Source organism: Exiguobacterium sp. KJ 601 (assembly GCF_027161185.1).
Taxonomy (GTDB): Bacteria; Bacillota; Bacilli; order Exiguobacteriales; family Exiguobacteriaceae; genus Exiguobacterium; species Exiguobacterium profundum.
The window spans coordinates 594,563-618,588 of sequence record NZ_JADHZG010000001.1 but is presented as its reverse complement, the minus strand read 5'-3'; the positions used below and the strand labels follow the sequence as shown (position 1 = coordinate 618,588).

Sequence of the window (24,026 nt, the reverse complement as noted above, 5' to 3'; positions counted from 1 at the left end):
TTTCACTTCCCATATCGTTTTAACACTTTTTTCACCGCATCGATCACATCGTACACATCTTCCTCAGTCATCGCAGGAAATAGAGGGAGTGTAATGATATCTTCGTATAGCGTTTCTGCGTGTGGACAAATCCCTTTTTCATACCCTAGCTCTTGATAATATGGCATCCAATGAACAGGAATATAGTGGACGTTGACTCCGATGTTTTCATTTAATAAGGCCTCAAACAGTTCTTTCCGTGAACCGTTTAACCGGTTTTGATTTAAGCGAATGATATATAAGTGCCAGCTGGACTCTCCACTTTCATCTTGATGCGGTATCGTAATTTCAGATAACTCGCGAAATGCCTCATTATATAAAGAAACATAGTATTTTCGTAACTCAATAAATCGTTCAATCTTCTTCAATTGGCTTGTTCCAAGGACAGCTTGAATATCTGTCATTCGATAATTGAAACCCAAAAACTGCATTTCGTAGTACCAAGGACCATGGTGATCAACTAACTGTTCAGCACTTTTTGTAATTCCATGGGTCCGAAATTGTAATAATTTACGATAATACACTTCATCATTTGTCGTGATGATTCCACCTTCACCCGAAGTAATATGTTTAACAGGATGAAAACTAAACATCGTCATATCACTTAGTGCACCGATTCGTTTCCCTTGATAGGTGGCACCCAACGCATGAGCCGCATCTTCAATGACGACTAAGTCATGTTGTTCGGCAATTCGATGAATCTCCTGCATCGCTGCAGGTTGACCTGTAAAGTGGACAGGGATGATGGCTTTTGTGCGTGGAGTGATGGCTTGTTCAATCGCATTCGGGTCTAAGTTATACGTAGTTGGATCAATGTCAGCAAATACAGGTATTCCTTTTTGATAAAGAACACAATTCGCACTAGCTGCAAAAGTCATCGGGGTGGTGATGACTTCATCCCCCTCACCAATCCCTGCTGCAAAACAGGCACCGTGTAGGGCGGCCGTCCCATTAGAAAAGGAGACAGCATAGCGAGCTCCAACATACTGAGCGATTGCTTGTTCAAACTCATCAACAGCAGGACCAGTTGTTAAAAAGTCACCTCGTAACGTGTCGACCACAGCTTGAATATCTTCTTCATCGATCCATTGTCTGCCATAAGGCAGAAACGTGTTTCTTACAGGTTGATCAATCACTCTAAACTTCCTCTCATCAAAAAATGACGATGCCGTCTTCCTCACTTCACTAACTCTCTTAATTCATCGACCGATAGCCACTGATTGTTTACATTACTGACGTATGTAAACCCTTCTGGTAACGACTTTCCACCATTTGAATACTCTGCACTCCACCAAGGGAACTCAGGTTGTATGACAAAATAATCGTCGTACTCTAACGTGTGTCGTGCATCATCTTCCGTAATCATTGCCTCATGTAATTTCTCACCTGGACGAATCCCCACAATTTTGATGTCGCACTCCGGAGCAATCGCCTCAGCCAAATCAAGAATCGACATACTTGGGATTTTCGGAATAAAAATCTCTCCACCGTTCATACGTGTCAAACTATCGATAACAAACTGGACACCTTGGTCTAATGTGATCCAAAAGCGAGTCATCCGATCATCGGTCACTGGAATGACCGTTGCTCCGTCTTGCTTCAACTTCTTGAAGAAGGGCACAACACTACCTCGGCTTCCGACGACGTTACCGTATCGAACGACAGCAAATCGTGTGTCTTTATCCCCGGCATATGAGTTACCAGCGACAAACAATTTATCTGATGCCAATTTAGTCGCACCATACAAGTTAATCGGACTTGCAGCCTTATCCGTACTTAGTGCGATAACTTTTTTAACACCACGATCAATAGCCGCTTCAATAATATTTTGAGCACCATGAATATTTGTTTTTACGGCCTCGAATGGATTATATTCGCAAGCTCCGACATGTTTGAGCGCTGCAGCATGAATGACAATATCCACTCCATCAAATGCACGATAGAGACGTTCTTTATCACGAACATCCCCAATGAAGAAACGTACCCGAGGATCTGTAAATTCTTGCGCCATTTCATATTGTTTTAACTCATCACGACTAAATACGATGACCTTTTTTACGTTTTGTTTTAATACGGTGGAGATGAATTTTTTCCCAAAAGATCCTGTACCACCCGTGACTAAAATTGTCTGATTTGTAAACATGCTTATATACTTCCTCTCTCATGCACAATGTCTAATAAATATATGATTGGCGCTACTTGTTACTTAATCGTTTCTGCATACGCTTGTTTTATCGTGTGAAGTTGAGTTTGTAGTTCTTGAATCGACTCAAACATTCGCGACAAAATCGAAAGACGTAATGCACTCGTTCGATTGTATCGATTATGGAATTTAATTTTATTTTGAATGATTAATAAATTGACGAGTTGAAGCGGCATGATATGTGTTCGGAAAGATGGTGCTTCAATCATCGCATCCCAATCCCGTAATATTTTTTCAAATTCATCGACAGTTACTGCTTTTTGATTAGTAATACGATACAATCGCTTTTTTAGGATTTCCAGGCGATGCGTAATACTATCTAATAAGTTCTGAACATATTTAATAGGGATATTTAGATCTACCTCGTCTTTTATTTCAAGTTTTCTCTTTTGGATTGGTTCGGTTTGCAATGTTTTAAGAGTTCTATAAAATGTCCCTTCAATACGAGCACCGAATTCTGCATAATTAATTAATTTTTCGGATAATCCATTATTTGATTTGATTAGAGTTTGGTAACCACTCAAAAAACCAAATAAAATCGGCGTTGTTTTCCCCATCTCACCATTGTTTAACGGAACTTCATACAAAGTATGATGCAATTGACCATCCGTAGAAGAAACCTGTTTGACCGAAGCACTATAATATTCACCTTCTCGCAATGCCAAGTCTTGTCCAATCAATCCAATTGAATCAAAGTCCAAATAGTTCGCAAAGGCAACCGCTGCTAACGCTACTGTAGGATAAGTACTAAACACTGTTTTTGAATAAGATAACAAATCTTGAGTAATCCGTGCGTCAGCATATGGTATCAACAGTCCTTTTGCGCGTTGCGGAATCTGATGATTGACTTGTAAAGAATAGACAAGGGGGACATCAATTTCAATATCGTTAAAGAAGTGAGCATTCGCTTCTCCTGCATCAATCGATATGACAAAGTCAGGACGAATCCCGTTTTCAAGCAGTACTTTGACCGTCTGGCCGATTGCGATAATGTAGTAGGCCTGTTGCGCTTGTTGTAGATATGGAATAGCTTCCTCTAAAGAAGGCCCCCCCGCAATCATCAATGCATGATTTCCTTTATATCGGTGTCTCAGACAATCTATGTTGAGAAGACGATTTGTATTTTCGTTTAGGTAGCTTGCATTTTTAAATGATTCTTGATACCAGCTCTCTGTATATACTTTGCGTGTCGTTAAATCAATTCGGCTTTCACTTAAGTAGTTCCGAACTAGCTTTAAAAGTTCAAGCAACTCTTTGGTATCTTCGTAAAGTGGATGTTTTATGACTTCCGTTTTCAAGCCAATTAAAGATTGAAACTTTGATTGCAATAACGTTTTATAGTCTTCTTGCGAATCAAGAAAAGACAAGACCGAATCATTTTTAATGTTTGACGGTAAGTTGAAGGGATCAATCGTTAAAACATGATATTGTTTTATGAACTCAGCATGAAACATCCCACTCCCATACCCCAATAGAATAATGGCTTCCGTTTCATCAGCGATCTTGGCCTGCAACCGCTCAAACTCTAAAAGCGTTTCACTCACAAAATAGTGGCTACTATCGCTCTGCTTTATAAGAGCCATCTCATTCTCATGGTAGCGGAACGGGAAGACGATTTGATTTTGATGTTCTACCGCTATTAACGCTTCATATTCTGTAATTAATAATTGCAAATTATCATGGACAATGTTGGTATACAGTTGTGGATTCTCTTGTTTTATTACTTGAAGCTCCGACAAATGTTCTGTCGTCCGAATCCCATTGGAATGGATTTGTTCTCCAAAGAGTCGAATCATCCCCACAATCTCATCTATGACATCCCACGCTTCATTTTTAGCGAGTAAGGCTAGTTGATTCGAGATGTCTCGAAGTTCTTTAATAACATTTTTTAATTGCGACATAAGGCTCTCCTTTTATGTTTTAAAAGTTAATCTGTATATAGTATACAATTTCAATATATGAATATCGATAGACTGACAAATTTATTTAAAAAAAGGGAAACAGACGTAAAGTCTGCTTCCCTTTTTTATGGTTTTAATTGATCTTAACGTAACAACTGAAGTACAGCTTGTGGCTGTTGGTTAGCTTGAGCAAGCATTGCTTGTGCAGCTTGGTTCAAGATGTTGTTTTTCGTAAAGTTCATCATTTCTTTCGCCATATCTACGTCACGGACTCGTGATTCAGCAGCTTGAAGGTTTTCAGCACCAACGTTCAAGTTGTTGATTGTGTGCTCAAGACGGTTTTGTGTCGCCCCAAGTTTCGCACGCTCAGACGATACATTTTTGATTGCATCGTTGATTGTTGTGATTGCAGTATCAGCACCTGCTTGAGTTGAAATGTCAACTCCATCTACAGAAAGTCCAGTTGCTGTCATGTTTGCAATTGTCAATTCAATACTTTGTGAAGCGTTCGCACCAATATGGAATTGAAGACCAGAACCAGTTGCTGAGAAACCGCCACTCATCAATGTTTTCGTGTTGAATTCTGTGTTATTCGCAATGCGCGAAATCTCACTTGTCAATTCTGATACTTCTTTTTGAAGCTCAGCACGATCTTCATTTGTGTTCGTATCGTTCGCCGATTGAACAGAAAGTTCACGCATACGTTGAAGGATTGAGTGTGTTTCGTTCAAAGCACCTTCAGCTGTTTGAATGAGTGAGATTCCGTCTTGTGCGTTACGTGACGCTTGATCAAGACCGCGAATTTGTCCACGCATTTTTTCAGAGATTGCAAGACCAGCAGCGTCATCGCCAGCACGGTTGATGCGAAGACCTGAAGAAAGTTTCTCCATTGCCTTCCCAGAGTTAGTTGTGTTGAACGACATGTTGCGGTGTGCGTTCATTGCGTTAAGGTTGTGGTTGATAATCATTGTAATTTCCCTCCATAGGTTTGAGTTTTTCCGCTCTTCCAAATCCGTTTGTCCGAGCATGTAAGGTTTAGGCCGGCCCCTCACCTTACATTTGTTGGAACGTTTTATCGTTTCCATACTCTATATCGGAGTGAAGGCTCGTCAGTTTAGTCTTTTTACAACTTTTTTTATGATTTCTTCAAATTTTATATGTATGTAATGAAAAACGTCCCATCGTTGGGACGTTTTCAACCTTCTTACACTTCTACTTTCATCTGTTCCGTCTCATTCTGCAAACTCTCTGCGACGCGAACGAGCTCTGACATCGCTCCGTTCACCTCACCAAGACTAGCCGCTTGCTGGCTCGCCGCTGATGTCACTTCATTCGCATAACGCGATGCTTCTTCGACCATGCCAACGATGCCCGCCGAGTTTGTCACAACCGAATCGATCTGACCACGTGACTCATCAAGGAGTGAATCGACCGAATGGACATGACTGTATACTTCATTTGCGGAATTGTGAATCGATGCGAACGCACCACCTGCTTTTTCAACTAAACCGACACCTGTCTCCACTTCTGCTTTGACGTTCGCCATTGAAGACGATGTATCGCCAACGAGACGCTTCACATCTACGATGAGATCCGTGATTTCTTGAGTCGAGTTCGCTGTTTGTTCCGCGAGCTTTTTCACTTCTGCCGCAACGACAGCGAATCCACGCCCATGCTCACCGGCACGTGCCGCTTCAATCGATGCGTTCAAGGCAAGCAAGTTCGTCTGTGCCGAAATGTCACTGATGACATCCGTGATCCGTGAGATCTCGCCTGTCATTTCCGTCAACTGGCTGTTAAGTGTTGATGATTGCTCCACTTTCCCAGCAATCGCATGCATCGCATTGACGGAAGACGAGGCAAGACCTTTCCCGCTCTCCGCTTCCTGTTGCATCTCGCTCGCCGAATCAAGCGCCGATGACATCTCTTGACGGATGCTCTCCATCGTACGCGCGACCGCTCCGAGCAAGTCCATCGAGTTATACGTCGCACTGACGTTGTCTTCTAACATCTTGTTGAGGGAATCCATCGCAGAACGGATACTTTCGCCCGCCACGTTCCCTTCTTGAACTGAAGCTGCGATTTCCTGTGCCGAACCCGTCAATTGGTCCGCCGTGTAACGCATGTTCGTGCCTTGTTCCCGAAGGTGTTCGACCATGTTGTCCATCGATAAGAGTAGACGTCCCATCTCTGAACGATCCGTCGTCTTCTCGTCAGCGAAGTGCACCGTCAAATCACCATTCCCAACTTCAACAGCTTTTTCAGAAGCCATCTCGACCGCTTTCAGTGGACGACGGGCAATCAAGTAAATAACGATTCCGCCGAGTGATGAGATGAGTAATGCCACGACCGTACCGACGAGCATGACTTGACCTTTTTCCATCTCGAGTTCCGTCAAGAGTAATAGGGTGATGTAACCGACCGCTCCGCCCGTGATAAAGGACGTGACCAAAATCCACGCGAGCAATTGCGTCGTAAAGTTTTTAAATACTTTCACTGTTTGTTCCTCCTCATTGTGTTCATCACTCCTTATATCGTCCAATTTCCAATGAATGTATAGCGTTTTCAGTTGAACGTTTGGTCAATGAAAAAACGTACCCCCGTCAAGGAGTACGTTTCGTTAGAATGCTTCATCATCACGTTCGACGTGCACCACACGACGTGGTGTCGTCGCCGCGTCAATCGCGAGCGTGATGGCAGCCGCCCAGTGCAGCATCATGCCGACAAATGGAATGAAGCCGAGCACCGAGGCCGCAATTCCGACCGCCGCCCCGTAAGAGAATCGATTCAGTTGACTGAACGAAAGAATCAATACAATCACGTGGTACACAAACATGAAACCGAGTGGCGAATAGCCCATCCCGATGATAAAGAGACCGCCAAGAAACGGAATCCCGAGAAAGGCTTCAAACGCCGCGCCGAGCCATTTCAGATTTTTCACCATGTGGTTCACCTCATAATTCGATCATGTAAAACTCATAGCCGCCATTCTCCGCAAAACCGGCGCGTTTGTAGATCTCGAGCGCCGCCTTGTTTTCCGTCTCGACATCGAGCTCGACTTTCGTCCGGCCCATGCGGAACAGTTGTTGGACCATCTGTTTCAACATTTTCGTACCGTAGCCTTTGCCTTGTTCGCCTGCTTTGACCCCGAACGCATGGATGCTTGCCGCGTCGTCCCCTGTAAGAAGGGCGCGAATCACACCGATCGGTTTGCCGTCCACTTCACCGATATACGTCACGCGGTCTGGCGTATCGATTTGTTGATAGATGTTTTCCGTCACATCGACCGGATCTCCGAACGCCTCGCTGAGCGTCGCGATGATGAGCGGACGGTCGTCTGCTGTCGCCTCACGTAACGATACCTCGTCCGGTTTCAAGAAGAGCTCCGCTTTTTTCAAGACGAGATTGTATTCCGAGAACTGATACGCCGCCTGAAGATGCTCGAGCACTGCTTTCCCGGATGCCGAGTTTCGGTCGATGACGAACGTGAATGCTTCGCAACCGTTCAACTTCGCGTCTTGTTTTGCCGTTTCGAGTAGTGCCGTGAAGACACCTTGTTTCCGGTATTCAGGATGAACGAGCGCATTCACTTCATACTCGTTCGGAAGATACGGGAAAAGCATGAGATAACCAACGAGCGTCTCCCCCTCATATACCGCATAGTCGTTCTGCCCGACCGACTCATGCCCAACCTTTACGTCGATTTTGTCGTTCGCGTTGACCGCCTGTTCTAACGCTTTGACGTCATCTGCCTGTCTTACTTCTTCTACTGTCCAATTCATTCATATCACCTCATTTGTATTGTAGCATAAAGGAAAAAGCCCGCCGTAGCGAGCAGACATTCAATGATTTCTTTCATTCTGAAAAAAATGAGTCACTTCTCGCATCGTGACTGAGATGACGATAACGACAGCCAAGGTGATCAAGCTCTCTTGTTTCGGTAAATCAAATATATACATCGCAACGATAAACAGAAGGGCTACGATCAATCCTTCTGTATAATCCCTTCCTCTCGTTCGCACACGACCACCCATTCTAAAAAGACTACAAACGATTCAGCCGTCTGCAGTCTCTCCATGTTATAACGTTCGAAACTCTAACTCAGGAAGTGTCTCGATCAACTCGGCAATCTCGTCCGTATGCGCCTCCGCACCTGGGACGGCCTCTGTCGGTTCGACCCAGAAGAACGTCTTGTCGTTCGTCCCGAGATAGTTGCCGTAGCCGATTTCTGTCGCGAACGCCTCTTGAGTCAATTCGCGGTCGATCAAGTCCAGGTGGAACAAGAGTTGGTCGTCCCCGTCCTCAACGTTATAGTATAAATCGAACGTACCGTAGCTCTTCGTGTCCCCGATGTCAACGACGTCCTGCGCCTTTTCGATATAGACATCACCTCGCTCGATCGCCTCGACAATCTTCGACGGCAAGATGATCTCATAGCCGAGCTCACGGTCACGAATCGTCTGCGTCGTATCCTCTGTCCGTCCCCGGGACGAGACGACACCGACTGTCGCCACCAATGCACCTGTCACACCGAGCGCGAGCGCCCATTTCATCGATTTGTTCACAAGAACCACTCCTCACTTGTTAATGTCTTCACTTGATTATCCCACAAGTTAACGACTTTTCATTAAATATTCTGAAAAAATGTTTCCCCTTACATTGACGAGTGTCCGTCAATCCCATACGATGGTAGTAACGTACTATAGAAAAGAGGAACTGACATGTCTAACGAAACTACTTTGACACGCGCTCAGCTCGACGCGCTCTTGAAAAACGTCTTCGCCCTTCAAATCCCGGTCATCGAGAAATTCATGACGGATTTGTTTAAACAATATGTCTCCACGGCATCTACGTTCAAACAGGACATGGACACGATGAAAGCAACGGACTGGCACAAGCATTTCTTCGGTCAAAAAGTGATGCCGCACCTCTTCATCGAGAACCTTGGCTTCGGTGCATCGTTCCGTCACCAAGGTCAAGAAAAAGTCGTCAGCATCCCCGAGAATATGACAGTCGTCAAACCGGACTCAGACGCGCAAATCAAAGAGATTTTAGAGAATCTCGATCAGACGCTCGCATCAATGGATGGCGTCAAAAACAAAGGACTCGTCAAGAAGTTCTATAAAGAAACGCTCGAACTGATCTGCCAACTCGGTAGCCGTACCGGTATGATGGATGATTTCTATGACAAAGTCAAAGGCAGTTTGACAACAAGTTAATGACCATCCCCTCGCTCAAAAGACTGAGGGGATTTTTTTATGCCTCTTGTCGGACCACGGTCGGAAGCTCCATAAACTGACTCCGACTGTGGAAGACGACCCCGACCATGACGAGCGCGATCCCGGACAAAGCGATTGGCGATGGCATGACGGCATGCAGGAAGACCAGTTCCCCGATGAGCGCGAACAGGACTTCGAGCGCTTGCGTCGCTTCGACGGACGCCAGTCTTCCCATGTCATGTTTGACGAGATCGGTCGCCATGAAGAATAGCACGGTCGCGACAACCCCGGATAACAGGGCGACGAGGAATGTCTGCCCGAGCTGACTCGATGAGGGACGCCCCGTCGTCAACCCGTAACCGAACAACAGGAGCCAGACCGGGAGTGACCCGAGACACATTCCGAGGATTCGCTCGAACACGTCGAGGTCCGTGTGCTGCATCATCTTCCGGTTTCCGAGCGGGTAGGCAAATGCGGCGATGATGACCGGCACGACCCCAAGCCAAATGAACCGAGGTTCGAACGACTCGAAAAACTCCACTTGCATCATTACGACCCCAATGAGAATCAAGACCGAGAAGCGAAGTCCGCGCCATGGGATTCGCTCCCGTGTTCCGTCTGCCTTCTTGAAGAGTGGGGACAACAGTGCTCCGGCGACAATCGTCACTTGCCACGTGCCCGCAATCAGCCACGGGGGTGCGACCTCGGCTGCGAGACAAATCGGGACGTAAAATAGTCCGAACCCGACCGTCCCCCAAAGAATCCACGGACGAGGACTTTCTTTCAATGCTGAGAGGACTCGCTTGAGTCCACCACGAAATGCGACTACAACTAGCAATAACGGAATCATCCACAAAAAGCGGAGCGAGGCACTATAGGCAAAGCTGCCACCTCCGACTTGCATCACTTCGTTCAACACGAACGTGCTCGCAAAAAACAAGGCGGCGAAGACACCGAGTATGAGTGGACGCATGCGCTCCCTCCTTTCCGAATCCTGTCATGTTCTCGACATCTCGCCATTTCTCCTGCAAAAAACGGACGACCCTTGGCCATCCGTCTTTTTTATTCCTTCTTGGTCATCTCCGGAGTTCGAGTGCGGCAATCCGCTCCATCCGCTCGAGGATTGGCTTCGCCTGATCGATATACGCCCTCACTTCAACAAGCGACAACGACGCCGCATGCGCCTCCTCATTTCGCCATACTTCATAGACGAATACGGTATCCGCCTCATCGAGCGACACGTGAACCCGATACGATTCACAATCCGATGTCGCCTCCATCTCCCGCGCCGCTTCCGACAAAATTGCCACTAGTCTGTCGCGTTGCCCCGCTTTCGTGACAAGCTTTCCAATCAGTGCGTACATTTCCAATCCTCCCCTTTCTCTTGCATCGACTTCTTCCACTTACCATGTGCGATTTCCTGCTTGGTCGGTTCACACGTGTAGAGGTTAAAAAAACGGACGACCCTTGGCCATCCGTTAATGAATATCACGTTTTTGGAAGTTCCCGCCTTTGACCTCTGTCACCTCATACACGACGACGAACGCTTTCGGGTCGACATCATCGATGATGTCTTTGATTTTTCGTTCTTCGAGCCGGTTGATGACACACGTGATTTCGTAATAACTTTCTTTGGAATATGCCCCTTGAATTTGATTCAACGTGGCGCTCCGTCCGAGACGGTCCCGAATCGTCTCGACCATCTCCTGCGGTTCACTCGTGATGATTTTGAACGTTTTTGCCCCGCTCAATCCCTCTTCGACGATATGAATCACTTTCGAGGCGATGAAGTAGGCGATGGCGGACAGGACCGCTCCTTGAAGACCAAATACCGTCGAGACAACGATAAAGACGAACGTATTTAAAAATAAAATCAAATCACTCGTACCGAACGGCAATTTACGTGATAACAGGACCGCCAACATGTCGATACCGTCAAGCGCTCCCCCGTTGCGAAGCGAAATCCCCATTCCGAACCCGAGTATGATCCCACCGACCACCGTGATGAGTAGCGCATCCCCTTCGATGATAGTCGGAACATGGTGCATAATGACCGTACCGACAGACAAAGACGCAATCCCGGTGACTGAAAGGATGGCGAAGCTCTTCCCGATTTGTTTATAACCGAGATAGACAAACGGAATATTTAACACCCCGATGAAAATACCGAGCGGCAGTCCCGTCAGTTGTGACCCGACAATACTGATTCCAGTGACGCCCCCGTCCGAAACGTTATTCGGAATGAGGACCGATTCCAATCCATACGCCGCGATGAGTCCCCCGATGATGTTCATCATCATTTGAAACGCCATCAACCACGTTTTGTTTTCTCGTTTCATCCTATAGACCTCCATCCATTGTTCAACAACCTTTTTAGCCTAACATAAAATAATACCAAAATAATTTATCAAGAATCCTCTATCTATTCTGAATATTCATGTCAGATTCTCTGTCGTAAATGATTGTCGGTTCGTATCATTTGTTATACTTAAGAAAATGGAAAGGGGGCACCATGTATGCAGCGTACACCTATGCCTTCCCCGACACCTGAGGAAGTGCAGCGCTTAAGGCGGGAACATAATCCGATTAAGGCTTCTGAACTGTTTGTAAAAGTCGTCCTTTTGCTGCTCGGCTCCCTCGTCTTTGCCGTCGGCTTGGAGGCGTTCCTCGTACCGAATCAAATCATCGACGGTGGTATCGTCGGTGTCTCGATCATCGTGTCGTACTTGACGGAGACGAAACTCGCGATTTGGCTCGTCCTCTTCAACTTACCGTTTATCTACTTCGGGTATCGGCAAATCGGAAAGACGTTCGCCGTCGTCACGTTGACGGCCATCCTGCTCATGTCAGTCTTCACCATCGTCCTTCACGACATCAAGCCGTTCACAGACGACCTCCTCTTGTCGACCGTCTTCGGCGGTTTCTTACTCGGTGCCGGAATCGGGCTCGTCATCCGGGCGGGAGGGTCACTCGATGGAACGGAAATTCTTGCCGTTTCCTTCACGAACCGATTACCATTCTCCGTCGGAGAGATTGTCATGTTTTTCAATATCTTTATCCTCGGGACGGCCGGATTCGTCTTCAGTTGGGACAGGGCCATGTATTCGCTCCTCACCTATTTCATCGCATTCAAGACGATCGATGTTGTCCTAGAAGGAATTGACCAGTCGAAAGCAGCCTGGATCATCACGTCCGCACCAGACGATATCGGGCAAGCCATCATGGACCGGCTCGGTCGAGGTGTGACGTATCTTCATGGAGAAGGCGCCTACACAGGTGACGGGAAGAAAGTCGTCTTCACAGTCATCAGTCGATTAGAAGAAACGAAATTAAAAGATATTCTCGATGACTATGATGAAAAAGCGTTCCTCGCCATTGGCAACATTCACGACGTCCGCGGCGGACAATTAAAGAAGAAAAACATTCACTAAACGTGAAATCCCCTATAACCGCTGGACCATCATCGCCAACGGTTATAGGGGATTTTTACGCAAACATGACCTGATTTCGTCCATTTTGCTTCGCTTCATACAATGCTTCATCTGCTCTTTCGAACACGACCATGCTCGGCTCATGCCCTGCAATCGCTGCACCGATTGAAATAGTCATCGGAATGATTTCACCTTGAAATTCGAATGGTGTTCGCTGTACCATCTGCACGATGTTTTCTGCCACCTTCGCCATGCCTTCACTACCTTCAATGACAAGCAAAAATTCTTCGCCACCGTATCGCCCGACAAATCCAGAAGGCGGACGGCTACGTTCCAACGTTTGTCCGATATGACGAAGCGCTGCGTCTCCCGCTAAGTGCCCATATGTATCGTTCAACTGTTTAAAATGATCGACGTCAATGACGAGTAACGTCCACGGGTTACCGGACATTTCCAAATCATTCATCTGTTCGAGCGTCCTGTAACGGTTCGGAAGTCCCGTCAACTCATCAATGGTCGCCCGGTGCGTATGTAAGAGAAACATCCATAGATGCGTCTCGAGTTTCTTTGCGGCCCAATAGCAGAGCCAGGCCCCAAAAGATAACATGAGAAAATAAGGAACAAATACATTTATAAAGACCGTCTCATTCACACTGCCGCTCACTTGAATCAAGACGAGGAGCGCACCTAACCCGATGTAGATGGCATACCCTCTCCCTCGACGAATCGGTAAGCGTGTCATGACAAGAGAAAATAAAAAGAAGACAAGTAACAGTAGTAACGAGTCTACGAACGGAGCACTCATTCCGTGCAGCGTCGTGCGTCCGATGAAGATCAGACCGAGCGTGACGATAGCTCCGAACGGTCCAGCGAACGTTGCGGATAAGGCAATCGGGATGAGACGAAGGTCGATTCGGGCATCCCCTAATTCGATGGAGTTGATGGTTAAGAGAATTGCCGTCAATCCGTTAGAGACTCCAAACCAAAAGCGTACGAATAACGGGGAGGTCGGCTGAATCGGTAAAACCGTCCGCATCACATAGAGTGTGAGCGACATGAATAAAAAGATCAGACTGATGTTGATAAAAAAACTATTAATACCTGTTTCCACCGATTCCCCTCCTTCCTTTCACGTTTCCATCCTATCCCAACCCATCGAGTGCTGTCATCCATCAATTACCGGATTCATGAAAAAAGTCGAAAGCTCACGCTTCCGACTGTTTTTGAATCATCTGCTTCATCAAGTTAGCACTGTTTCGTGCAGACTCGTTCTCTTCCTGCATCTGAATGTACACCTCATGGCGATGGATATCGATATGCCGCGGGGCATCAATCCCGAGCTTCACTTGGTCGCCTTCGATAGCGAGTACCGTGAGCGTCACATCGTCGCCGATATGGATGGCCTCACCTTGTTTTCGTTTCAATACGAGCATCAGCGCACCTCCGCTTTCGTGCCACCGAGTGGATAACGAGCTGGATACGCATCGTCTAGGATGACTTGTTTCCCGCGACGTTCCTTCGTCTCGATGACGATCGGTGCTTTCAAGTTGAGCGTCGATGAATCAAAAGGTTCACGAAGCGTCACAATAGAATAGACCGATACGTGTTCCGCCTCCTCGATTCCAAGTTGGTCTTTCGCGCCATCCGACAATTCAAACGCATAGTCCGACTTATGCCAAAACGGATTCGTCACGACGAACGCGCATGCCTGTTCCTCAATCGACTGAAGCGACCAGAACGGCAAATCTTCCCCATACGGAATCAACACGAACGTCTTTGAGTCCGGAAATCCTGGAATCTCACTGACGAAGGTGATCGTCTCCGCTTCGTTTATTTCAATCTTGCCAAAGTAGTCTGTTTCAATGAACATGGATTGTCCTCACTTTCAACGCGTTTCATCATACATCCCACCGACCGGCCACATCTCGAGTGACGCCTGTTGACGGAGCGAAATGTCCGTCGTCCACGGCGTGAACGAGATGTCGGCCGGAGTGAGCGATACATCAATTTGGGGTGGTGTGATATTCCACTCGATTTTCACATCCGCCGGCGTATACGTCAACTTGACACGATCGATTGATTTTGGCATGTAGCCCATGTCAACAATCGGATATGGGTCATTCACTTTCTCAGCCGCTATCGAAGGGATTGGATTCCCGTTCTCGATTCGCATCATGCGGTCGCCGTCTCGAGCGATATTCGCCATCGCTTCTCGGGCACCTTGTTCCCCAATCCGTCCGAAATGTTTACCGAGTTCGAGCACACCCTTCAGATTGCTCTCACTTCTCGCTACTGATGAATCAACCTCAAGCTTCCCTTGTGTCGTCTGTTGCGTCATCTCGGCTCTCCCTTGTTGGATGGACAGGTCGGCCCGTCCTTGACGCATCTCAAGTACCGGTCGATTGGATGTCATCTGGATTGCGGCCTGTGTCTGCCGCATCTCAAGTCTCGCGAGATTCATCATCAATTACCGTAAGAAGTCGAGGAGCGTCGGCTGAATGATGCGGGCACCTGCAGATAACGCTGCACGGTGTACAGTTTCATGTGACTTCAGCTCCATAATGACTTTTTCTACATCGATGTCTTCATTATCAGACATGATAGTCTTGGCGATAATCTCATGATCTTGAAGACGATTGTCGACGAGCTCCAAACGGTTTGCTCGGGCACCGAGCTCCGCCCGTTCCGTGATCAAGTTTTGACCGAGTGTGTCGAGCGTATCAAGTTCTGCAGACAAATCTGCCCCGGCAGTCGTTGGATCATTAAGAAGTGTAGTTAATTTGTGAAGCCCTTCAAATAACTCCTTACCAAAAACCGTTTCCGGTTGCATGTTCACTTGTACAGTAATTCCTTTTGACACTTCAAATTCGATTTCCCCACTTGCTGCAGGTGCCGTTCCACTCTCATAAATCGAATCGACAGAACCAGCCGGACTCGCTAAATACGCTTTTAACTGTTCGACATTGATGAGAGGTTGATCTGTTTTCGTACCGTTATAAATATACTTTTCGCCTGCTTTTGAGTTCGCAAGTGAACCGATGTGTTCAATCAATTGATCGACCTCGCTCTTGATGATGGCACGTTGCGACGATTCATACGTATCGTTCGCCGCTTGCGTCGTCAACTCACGAATTCGTTTGACAGCTTCCGTGACTTCGTTCAATGTCGAGTCCGTCAAATCCATCCAACTTGTCGCTTCGCTGACGTTCCGTCGGAATTGGTCGACTTCACGCACCTCGGTCCGGTAACGAATTCCTTGCATCGCAACGACTGGATCCTCCGATGCTTTTTGAATCCGTTTCCCGCTGATGAGTTGTTCCTGGACACGAGCGAGTGTGTTGTAACTACTTGATAAATGCTTCAAGTTCGTCTGTGTGAGCATTGTCTGTGTGACACGCATCAGTCATTACCTCCCTACGACACCCATGCCGTTAATGATTTTGTCTAACATTTCATCGACAGCTGTGATATTTCGAGCCGCCGCATTATAAGCGTGTTGATATTGAATCATCATCGTCATTTCTTCATCGAGCGAGACTGCGCTGACCGATAACCGACGTTGGTCCGAACTACTTAAGAGAGCAAATGTACTCTTTGCCAAGTTCGCGTTTTGGCTAGCCTCGACTGCCATGTTTCCGATAACATTTTGATAGTACTTGCCGATCGAGGTTGAGGTCGTAACCGAACCCGCAAAGTTAAGCGCACTTTCTTTCAATTGCGCAAGTTCGAGAGCACCACTTCCATCCCCGATGTTCCCGTCCTTAGATGCTGCAATTAAATCTAAGTTCTTCATGAAATCAGGGTTCACAGTAATGGTAGCGGCGCTAGTAGTACCCACGAAAAAGTCAGTTCGACCGGCATTCCCGTCCGCGTCCATGTTTGTTCCATGCGCTACATTAAATGCTGATGCGAAGACGTTCGCCATCTCATCTAAGTCTTTGAGCATGTTGGTGAATGCCCCGTCGATTGCCTCTGGACCAGTTGCACTTCCGTACATTTCAACAAGTGCTTTCCATTTTCCGTTAGGCATGTCGGCATGTGTCATCGATGTATTCGTACCTGCAGCATTGGTCATGGTCATCCCATCAAATTTCCCAACTCCGCCCGTAAGACCGTCTACGAGTTTTACTTCTGTACCACCGACGACTACACGAATATCGATTCGTCCTTCTGCGACACGTTGCGAGTTCCCACGTGTTTCGCCGTTCGTGTAATCAACAGGCACACGTTCGAATTCAATGTATTGCGACAACTCATCCATGTAGCGATCGCGCTCATCATACAATTCATTTGGCAGAACACCAAGAGGCTCTGCATCACCGATTTGACGGTTGACGTCACTGATTTTCGTCAACAAATCATTGATTTTTTTCGTGACGACCCCTGCTTCGGTCTTTAAGTCATCCTGTACTTTAGTCAATGATGAAGACATATAGTTAAATGTCTGTGCCAACGTCAATGCTCGTTGCCGAACTACGCTTCGCGCACCCGTATCGTCCGGGTTGACCGACAAGTCTTGAAGTGATGCCCAGAACAAGTCGAGCGATTTAGCGAGTCCGTTCTCAGACGGTTCATTGATGATGTCTTCCATCCGACCGAACGCGGCTTCTTTCGTCGCATAGAAGGCGTTCTTCACCGACTCGTCACGATACTGTTGATCGATCATAAGATCGCGAATTCGGGCGAGCGTCTCCCCGCGTACACCTGTCCCGAATTGTCCGGCTTTCGTCCCGCCGAAATTGACCGAGAGCTGTTCGGTCATCCCGAGTGTGAGTCGTTGGCGCGAATAGCCAGGGTTTGAGGCGTTCGCCACGTTATTCCCGGTCGCTTGAAGCGCCCATTGGTGTGTCGAGAGACTGCGGCGTGCCGTCTCTAATCCCATAAATGTTGAACCCATTCCACTTCCTCCTTAAACGTCACGGCTGAACGAGCGTGTTTCGAACGCTTGTTGTCCGTATGTAAAATCATCTGCTTCCGGCATGAGCATATCCAGATGCCAAGTAATATAACGAAGGGATTGTTCGAGCAACGTCGCGTTCAATTCGTTCTGTCGCTTTAACTCGAACAAGACCGGTCTCAATTCCTCTATCTCTTCATCGTCCAATTCATACGTCCCTTGAAGTCGTTCCGCTTCTTTTTGTGAAATTTGTCGGACGAGTTTCGCTTCTTCTTTGACGAGCGTGCTAAATGCCACCATGTCATTTTGAATGAGTTGCTGTTCTTTTGCGTAAGCCAATTCGAGTAACCGTTTATGTAATGTGAGCATGAGTCTCTCCTTTTTTCAAAAAAAGAGCCGACTAAAGAAAGGGGTACCCCTTATTTAGTCAGCTTCCGTGCCGTGTTATTCAGTGCGAAGGCCTCAAACGGACCTCGCTTCCATTCATCCTTGTAGAAAGCGTTTAGCGATTTCGCGCGCGTCCCGTGAATATGTGCCTGCATCAATCTCCGCTTTTAAAGCGTCGATTTTAGCGAGACGTTCCGGATGTTTCACCGGTTCTTCAAACCGGGCGCGAGCTTCCGCCGAAATTGACAATTGGTCCGTTTGGCTTGATTGCGCGGGCTTCGGCTCGACTTGCGTTTTCTTTTCATAAGTGTTTGGTAAGTGTACCCACTTGGCTGAATCGATGCGCATGCGTCTTCCCCCTCTTCATGATGTTAATCCAAACGATAAGCGCGGATACTCGACTTTTTCGCCAAGCCCTCCTGCATCTCCTGTAGACTGGACAGTTCCTTCTGCATTTCTCTCTGGCAGTTCGAACAGATTTTCCCTTCATTCGTAGGCCGACCACAACGGACGCAGCTGATGGCAAGCGCCGGATTGTCTTTGATGATCAAGCGTCCTTCATGGATATATCGCGTGATATCAAGTTCAGAGACACCTGTCGCTTCGACGAGGGCTCCGATGGTCGTCTGTTTGTTGGCTGGTTCACGAATGAAATCGCGGACTTTCAAGAAGTTTTTATAATCGACTTCATTACATGATGGACAGTACGGTGAACGTCCCTGTTTCATAAACAAGCGCCCACACATTTGGCAAGTTGCTGCATCCATTGGTTTCACCTCTGCCCTTTATATCGGACGCGATTTTGATTTGTTTAGCGCCCGAAACAAGCAAATCGCAGAAACTTCTGATGCACCTGCCAGTCGCAACGAAAATGCCGCCTGATGAAGGGTCGTTCCCGTCGTATAGACGTCGTCTACAAGAATGATTTTCCCATATTTCACTGAAGTTGGTACAGTGAAAGGGTTCGTTCGGTGTCGTCTTCCTTCTTTCCCGAGTTCACGTTGACTTGAAACCTCCGTTTTTTCGAGAATCTGCCGCGTCGGACCGATATATCGCGCGAGCACCTCGGCCTGATTGAAACGACGTGTCTGAAGTCGCTCCTTACTCAACGGAATCGGAACATAGGTCACGCCAGATGAACGCAATGCCCGAAGCGCTGGGGCGACCGATGAGGCAATGACGACATCCCCGCTGAATTTATATCGATGTAGCCAGTCAATTCCTGCATCATCGTACGCGTACAGGCAGCGGACGGTCAAGTCGAGACCGAGTGCGAGCCAGCGGATGCAGTCCGGACACGTCTCACCGGTCTCATTTGGTTGACCGCAGCGTGGGCAACCTGTCCCGAGCGGCGTCAGTTTCGACTCGCAAGAGGGACACACCCAGTCCCGTCGCCATAACGTGTCAGGTGTCCACGGGACGGTCATCGACTCATGACAAAGAAGACATTTCATCGCCGATTCGCCTCCTTGATCTTGCGGATGGCAACATCTTGACGGAACGTCCGCTCCTTGTAAAAGAAACAGACCTCTCCTGTCGGCGCATCCGGTTTTCGCCCCGCCCGACCTGCCATCTGAATGAGTCCTCGTGTCGAGAAGAGCCGATGTTCGCTCTCGAGTACCCCGACCTGTACATCCCGAACCGTCATTCCCCGCTCCCAGATGGAGGTCGCAAGGACGATCCCTTTCGTTTCTTGAAGCCAATGGAGTGTATCCAACCGTTCTTCCGTGTCAGCAGAAACGGTTTGACACGTGATACCTGCCTCTTGTAACCGACTTTCATATCGCTCCAAATCAGGCTTCGTCGGCACAAACAAGAGACGGGGTTTCAAGGCGTGACGTCGACAGAAGTCTAGGAGTCGTTCGTCGGACTGTTTGACAAGTGTCGGGACCGGCAAATCGAATCCGTGATAGCGCCGCGACAGATGAACCTTCGGAAGCAATTGTTGCCAAACGGTCGGGGTCGCCGTGATAAATAAGAAGACATTTCTCCCGGCCCGACGGATTGTATTCCAAAGTGCCACATCAAAGGCAAACGGAAAGGCATCGGACTCATCGACGAGCACATAATCGAACACGTCACGTAAATTCATGAGTAACGGTGCGGTCGCCACCGTGATCATCCCAATGGAGTCTTTTTCTCCCCCTCCATATCGTTTAGTGACAGGGACTGTGAACGCCTGTTCTAATCGTTCGACCCATTCGATGGCGACATCTTTCCTCGGAGAGACAACCAACACTCGCTTCCCTTCATTGACGACACGCTCAATCACAGGAAACGTCATCTCGGTCTTCCCAGCGCCACACACCGCATGCACAAGTCCCGTCCTCCGTTCGTCCCACCACGTGAGCAGTTGGTTCGCGACCCGCTTTTGGTCTGGGACGAGCTCGAATGGCATCGTCAATTCGGTCGTCTCGGTTGGAGTTGTGATGTCCCGTTCCTGTAGAAAATCACATCGGCAGACACGCCCGAGGTACAAACAATTTCGGCAATAGGCACAGCGTCCATGATGACAAGTGAACGTCCGGACGTGCGTGCTGAGACAGCGTTGGCAGACGCCGAAGCGGATGGCTCGTTTTCCTTTCGGTGCGACAATAAGTTCTCCCATAACCTGACTCCTTTTTGTCATCACGCTACCAAAATACCTATGTAAATACGATTCAACTTATCTAAAACAACATAGGTCTACTACACAAATAGGACCCGACGAAAAAGTCGGGTCCCATCTGTTAAATCTGTTTATAGAACATGATCGCCTCATATGGACGAAGAGACAACGACATTCCGTCGAGCTCAGGCACGTCGTAGTTGTGACTGACGACGTTCACCCGCTCGAATCCTTCTGGAATCGTGTACGTCGTTTCAATTCCATAGAAGTTGGCGACGACGAGTAGCTCCTCTCGGTCCGTCTTCCGTGTATATGCCCAAACGTCTAGCGAATCAGGAGTAAGAAGCGTGTAGTCTCCGTCCGTCAAAACGTCAAGTTCTTTTCGTAATGCAATCAAGTGTTTGTAGTGGTAGAACACCGAGTTCGGATCACGAAGCGCCGTTTCAACGTTCACGTCCTCATAGTTCGGCGCCACGTTGATCCATGGTGTGCCGCTCGTGAAGCCGGCATGTGTCGTTGCATCCCACTGCATCGGCGTTCGCGAGTTGTCGCGTGACTTCTGTTTGATGGCGGCCATCATGTCATCATGCGACACACCCTCTTCCCGCTTCAACTTGTAGATGTTGAGCGTTTCGATATCCCGATATTCATCGAGCGAGTCGAAGCCGGGGTTCGTCATCCCGATTTCTTCCCCTTGATAGATGTACGGCGTCCCTTGAAGGCCGTGGAGCACTGTCGCAAGCATCTTCGCGCTCTCTACGCGGTGGTTCGTGTCGTTCCCAAAACGGCTGACGACACGTGGTTGGTCATGGTTGCACCAGAAGATGGCGTTCCATCCTTTTCCGTGCATCCCACGTTGCCACGTCGACATGATGTCTTTTAATTGAATGAAATCGAACGGCGCCGCGACGAATTTCTCGCCGTTCGGATAGTCGACTTTCAAGTGGTGGAAGCTGAACGTCATGCTGAGCTCGTTCTCGTCCGGGTTTGAATAGCGTACGCAGTGATCGAGCGTCGTCGAAGACATCTCCCCGACCGTGATGACGTCATGCCCATCAAATACTTCTCGGTTCATTTCTTTTAAATATTCGTGGATGCGTGGACCGTCCGTATAGAACTTGCGACCGTCCGATGCGTCTTCTGGGAAGTTCTGTTCTTTTGAAATGAGGTTGATGACGTCGAGACGGAATCCTTTGATTCCTTTTTTACGCCAAAACCGCATCATCTCGTAGACGTCCTCGCGCATCTGTTCATTCTCCCAGTTCAGGTCAGCTTGTGTCACGTCGAACAAGTGGAGATAATATTGTCCGCTCTTCTCATCATATTCCCACGCATTCCCACCGAACTTCGATTCCCAGTTCGTCGGTTCGTCGCGCCAGATGTAGTAGTCACGGTACCGCTCGTCTCCCGCCAATGATTTTTGGAACCATTCGTGCTCGGTCGAAGAGTGGTTGACGACGATATCCATCATGAGGCCGATGCCCCGCGCCTCTGCTTCACGGATCAATTCGTCGAGGTCCTCCATCGTTCCGTAAGACGGGTCGATGGCATAATAATCACTCACGTCATAGCCATTATCGTGTTGAGGTGACTGATAGACAGGCGTCATCCAAATGTATTCGATGCCGAGTTCTGCCAAGTAATCCAGCTTCGCCGTCACCCCTTTAATCGATCCGGTCGCGTTCCCTTCCGGACTGTAAAAACTTTTCGGGTAAATTTGATAGACGACTGATTTGCGCCAATTTTTCTGTGTCATCAACGACATCTCCTTTTTGTAAGAGTTTTCATTTCAATAGGAAAGAGGGAAGAACTGCCGTCCCTCCCTCCCGAGTCATTACTTATGCGACTTTGTTTTCTTCAAGTTCACCTTTCTTCAGGTAACGCTTCGACAAGATGAAAGTGAGCGCGAACGGAACGATGATCGCGATGACCATGCCCACGATGAAGAGAAGGATCTTATCTGTGAAGATTGAGAGGAATCCAGGGAGTCCTCCGACACCGATGGCGATTGCTTGCACATCGTTCAATGTGATAAAGATAGCAGCGATTGCCGACCCGATCATAGCTGAGTAGAACGGGAATTTATTTGGTAAGTTGACCCCGAACATGGCCGGCTCTGTGATTCCGAAATAAGCCGAGATGGCTGAAGTCGATGCCATGCTCTTTTGTTTCGCGTTGTGCTTGTAGACGAAGAACATCGCGAGTGCGGCCGAACCTTGAGCAATGTTTGAGAGTGCGATCATCGGCCAGATGAACGTACCGCCTGTATCTGCGATCAACTGAAGGTCGATGGCGATGAACAAGTGGTGCATCCCGGTGACGACGAGCGGTGCGTAGAACAATCCGAAGAGGAGTGCCCCGACGACCGGTACGGCTTCGAACGTGTTGACGAGTCCTGTCGCGATCACGTTCCCGATTCCACGAGTGACCGGTCCAACGATTGCGAGTGCGAGGAATCCTGTGACAACGATTGTTGTGATTGGAACGACCAAGAGTTGGATGGCGTTCGGTACACGTTTTTTCAAGAACATCTCGATTTGGCTCAAAATATAGGCAGCGGCGAGTACCGGCAAGATTTGACCTTGGTAGCCGACTTTCTCGATTTCGAAGAGTCCGAGGATATCAAACGTCGGGACATCTCCTTCAAGTGCTGCCGTTCCGTAGCCCCATGCATTCAAGAGGTCCGGGTGAACGAGCAAGAGACCCATGACGATCCCGAGTACTTCGCTCCCACCGAATCGTTTCGTCGCCGACCAACCGACGAGTGCAGGTAAGAACACGAATGACGTATTCGCCATCATGTTGATGAGATCCCAAAGTCCTTGTAGGTTCGGATACGCCTCGATGAGTGTCTGTCCTTCGATGAAGAGACCTTCCGATGCAAGTAAGTTATTGATCCCCATAAGGAGACCGGCTACGATGATGGCTGGAATGATTGGCATAAAGACGTCAGAGAAGACTTTGACGAGTTTTTGAAGCGGATTCATTTTTTTGCCGCCCGCGGATTTGACCTCGGCGACCGTTGCCGCCTCAAGTCCAGCGAGCTTGATGAACTCGGCATAGACGCGATCGACATCGCCGGCTCCGATGACGATTTGATACACGCCGGAGTTCTCGAACGCCCCTTTGACGAGGTCGATTTCTTTCACGCGTGCCTCATCGACTTTTGATTGATCCTTGAGGGAGAGACGTAGACGCGTCACACAGTGCGCAGCCTTGTCCACGTTGTCTTTGCCCCCGATCGCTTCTAAGATCTCAGCGGCAATTTGACGATAATCTGCCTTCATGTTAAATGTCCTCCTTTGTTTGAAAACTGTAAATGAAAACGGTTACTTATGAGT

Annotated in this window: 26 protein-coding genes; 2 read left to right on the top strand and 24 right to left on the bottom strand. The window is 48.0% G+C overall.

The annotated features are described in order from the left end of the window. Window positions 1-2 precede the first annotated feature (2 nt). The 8 genes from pseC to IRJ25_RS03165 all read right to left on the bottom strand — a co-directional run bounded on the left by pseC (window position 3) and on the right by IRJ25_RS03165 (window position 8,708). Window positions 3-1,175 (bottom strand): UDP-4-amino-4,6-dideoxy-N-acetyl-beta-L-altrosamine transaminase, encoded by a 1,173-nt coding sequence (pseC, locus tag IRJ25_RS03200; protein WP_214690639.1) that lies wholly within the window; start codon window positions 1,173-1,175, stop codon window positions 3-5. Window positions 1,176-1,216: 41 nt separating this feature from the next. Continuing rightward, window positions 1,217-2,182, bottom strand: a complete 966-nt coding sequence (gene pseB / locus IRJ25_RS03195; RefSeq protein ID WP_159562659.1) for a UDP-N-acetylglucosamine 4,6-dehydratase (inverting) — start codon at window positions 2,180-2,182, stop codon at window positions 1,217-1,219. Between the two features lie 59 nt (window positions 2,183-2,241). Then, complete coding sequence (locus IRJ25_RS03190; RefSeq protein WP_269317773.1) at window positions 2,242-4,143, bottom strand: motility associated factor glycosyltransferase family protein; 1,902 nt, start codon at window positions 4,141-4,143, stop codon at window positions 2,242-2,244. A 143-nt stretch (window positions 4,144-4,286) separates the two neighbouring features. Next, window positions 4,287-5,111, bottom strand: coding sequence for a flagellin N-terminal helical domain-containing protein (locus IRJ25_RS03185; RefSeq protein WP_269317772.1), 825 nt, complete (start codon window positions 5,109-5,111; stop codon window positions 4,287-4,289). Between the two features lie 236 nt (window positions 5,112-5,347). Beyond that, window positions 5,348-6,640 carry a methyl-accepting chemotaxis protein gene (locus tag IRJ25_RS03180; protein WP_269317771.1) on the bottom strand — a complete coding sequence of 431 codons (1,293 nt, stop codon included), beginning with the start codon at window positions 6,638-6,640 and terminating at the stop codon, window positions 5,348-5,350. A gap of 123 nt (window positions 6,641-6,763) precedes the next feature. Then, window positions 6,764-7,087: a hypothetical protein gene (locus IRJ25_RS03175; RefSeq protein WP_269317770.1), complete on the bottom strand. Its 324-nt coding sequence runs from the start codon at window positions 7,085-7,087 to the stop codon at window positions 6,764-6,766. 10 nt (window positions 7,088-7,097) lie between these two features. Beyond that, window positions 7,098-7,925 (bottom strand): GNAT family N-acetyltransferase, encoded by an 828-nt coding sequence (locus IRJ25_RS03170; RefSeq protein ID WP_269317769.1) that lies wholly within the window; start codon window positions 7,923-7,925, stop codon window positions 7,098-7,100. A gap of 297 nt (window positions 7,926-8,222) precedes the next feature. Then, on the bottom strand, window positions 8,223-8,708 hold the full coding sequence (locus IRJ25_RS03165) for a hypothetical protein (protein WP_196431017.1): 486 nt from the start codon (window positions 8,706-8,708) through the stop codon (window positions 8,223-8,225). A 156-nt stretch (window positions 8,709-8,864) separates the two neighbouring features. On the opposite strand from IRJ25_RS03165, the gene IRJ25_RS03160 reads away from it, so the two are divergent. Beyond that, a complete protein-coding gene (locus IRJ25_RS03160; protein ID WP_031422805.1) occupies window positions 8,865-9,362 on the top strand; it encodes a hypothetical protein in 498 nt (165 codons plus the stop codon). Window positions 9,363-9,399: 37 nt separating this feature from the next. Here IRJ25_RS03160 and IRJ25_RS03155 read toward each other — a convergent pair whose 3' ends face one another. The 3 genes from IRJ25_RS03155 to IRJ25_RS03145 form a co-directional block, all read right to left on the bottom strand. After that, on the bottom strand, window positions 9,400-10,335 hold the full coding sequence (locus IRJ25_RS03155) for a DMT family transporter (protein WP_214781744.1): 936 nt from the start codon (window positions 10,333-10,335) through the stop codon (window positions 9,400-9,402). Window positions 10,336-10,438: 103 nt separating this feature from the next. Further along, a complete protein-coding gene (locus IRJ25_RS03150) occupies window positions 10,439-10,726 on the bottom strand; it encodes a putative quinol monooxygenase (RefSeq protein ID WP_214781746.1) in 288 nt (95 codons plus the stop codon). Window positions 10,727-10,840: 114 nt separating this feature from the next. Next, window positions 10,841-11,701 (bottom strand): YitT family protein, encoded by an 861-nt coding sequence (locus tag IRJ25_RS03145; RefSeq protein WP_159562667.1) that lies wholly within the window; start codon window positions 11,699-11,701, stop codon window positions 10,841-10,843. Between the two features lie 177 nt (window positions 11,702-11,878). On the opposite strand from IRJ25_RS03145, the gene IRJ25_RS03140 reads away from it, so the two are divergent. Continuing rightward, complete coding sequence (locus IRJ25_RS03140) at window positions 11,879-12,793, top strand: YitT family protein (RefSeq protein ID WP_214781748.1); 915 nt, start codon at window positions 11,879-11,881, stop codon at window positions 12,791-12,793. Between the two features lie 55 nt (window positions 12,794-12,848). Here IRJ25_RS03140 and IRJ25_RS03135 read toward each other — a convergent pair whose 3' ends face one another. From IRJ25_RS03135 to treP, 13 genes are all read right to left on the bottom strand, one after another. After that, window positions 12,849-13,904: a GGDEF domain-containing protein gene (locus tag IRJ25_RS03135; RefSeq protein ID WP_264092787.1), complete on the bottom strand. Its 1,056-nt coding sequence runs from the start codon at window positions 13,902-13,904 to the stop codon at window positions 12,849-12,851. Between the two features lie 94 nt (window positions 13,905-13,998). After that, complete coding sequence (csrA, locus tag IRJ25_RS03130; RefSeq protein ID WP_012726976.1) at window positions 13,999-14,226, bottom strand: carbon storage regulator CsrA; 228 nt, start codon at window positions 14,224-14,226, stop codon at window positions 13,999-14,001. Further along, window positions 14,226-14,663 carry a flagellar assembly protein FliW gene (gene fliW, locus IRJ25_RS03125; RefSeq protein WP_214816041.1) on the bottom strand — a complete coding sequence of 146 codons (438 nt, stop codon included), beginning with the start codon at window positions 14,661-14,663 and terminating at the stop codon, window positions 14,226-14,228. Before fliW ends, csrA begins: the two co-directional genes overlap by 1 nt. A gap of 15 nt (window positions 14,664-14,678) precedes the next feature. Continuing rightward, a complete protein-coding gene (locus IRJ25_RS03120) occupies window positions 14,679-15,233 on the bottom strand; it encodes a DUF6470 family protein (RefSeq protein ID WP_251124852.1) in 555 nt (184 codons plus the stop codon). Window positions 15,234-15,260: 27 nt separating this feature from the next. After that, window positions 15,261-16,193, bottom strand: coding sequence for a flagellar hook-associated protein FlgL (gene flgL / locus IRJ25_RS03115; RefSeq protein ID WP_269317768.1), 933 nt, complete (start codon window positions 16,191-16,193; stop codon window positions 15,261-15,263). Between the two features lie 6 nt (window positions 16,194-16,199). Further along, on the bottom strand, window positions 16,200-17,690 hold the full coding sequence (flgK, locus tag IRJ25_RS03110; RefSeq protein WP_269317767.1) for a flagellar hook-associated protein FlgK: 1,491 nt from the start codon (window positions 17,688-17,690) through the stop codon (window positions 16,200-16,202). Between the two features lie 12 nt (window positions 17,691-17,702). Continuing rightward, window positions 17,703-18,059 carry a flagellar export chaperone FlgN gene (flgN, locus tag IRJ25_RS03105; protein WP_074036203.1) on the bottom strand — a complete coding sequence of 119 codons (357 nt, stop codon included), beginning with the start codon at window positions 18,057-18,059 and terminating at the stop codon, window positions 17,703-17,705. Between the two features lie 114 nt (window positions 18,060-18,173). Then, on the bottom strand, window positions 18,174-18,425 hold the full coding sequence (locus tag IRJ25_RS03100; RefSeq protein WP_214781758.1) for a flagellar biosynthesis anti-sigma factor FlgM: 252 nt from the start codon (window positions 18,423-18,425) through the stop codon (window positions 18,174-18,176). 23 nt (window positions 18,426-18,448) lie between these two features. Continuing rightward, on the bottom strand, window positions 18,449-18,844 hold the full coding sequence (locus tag IRJ25_RS03095; RefSeq protein ID WP_074036201.1) for a flagellar protein: 396 nt from the start codon (window positions 18,842-18,844) through the stop codon (window positions 18,449-18,451). An 18-nt stretch (window positions 18,845-18,862) separates the two neighbouring features. Next, window positions 18,863-19,531 carry a ComF family protein gene (locus IRJ25_RS03090; protein ID WP_264092789.1) on the bottom strand — a complete coding sequence of 223 codons (669 nt, stop codon included), beginning with the start codon at window positions 19,529-19,531 and terminating at the stop codon, window positions 18,863-18,865. Further along, the gene (locus tag IRJ25_RS03085; RefSeq protein ID WP_264092790.1) at window positions 19,528-20,685 is read right to left on the bottom strand and encodes a DEAD/DEAH box helicase family protein; all 1,158 of its coding nucleotides are present in this window, start codon (window positions 20,683-20,685) and stop codon (window positions 19,528-19,530) included. Before IRJ25_RS03085 ends, IRJ25_RS03090 begins: the two co-directional genes overlap by 4 nt. A gap of 121 nt (window positions 20,686-20,806) precedes the next feature. Beyond that, entirely contained in the window at window positions 20,807-22,441 is a 1,635-nt protein-coding gene (gene treC, locus IRJ25_RS03080; RefSeq protein WP_208606704.1) for an alpha,alpha-phosphotrehalase, read from the bottom strand. 82 nt (window positions 22,442-22,523) lie between these two features. Continuing rightward, window positions 22,524-23,972 carry a PTS system trehalose-specific EIIBC component gene (gene treP / locus IRJ25_RS03075; RefSeq protein WP_269317766.1) on the bottom strand — a complete coding sequence of 483 codons (1,449 nt, stop codon included), beginning with the start codon at window positions 23,970-23,972 and terminating at the stop codon, window positions 22,524-22,526. Window positions 23,973-24,026 lie beyond the last annotated feature (54 nt).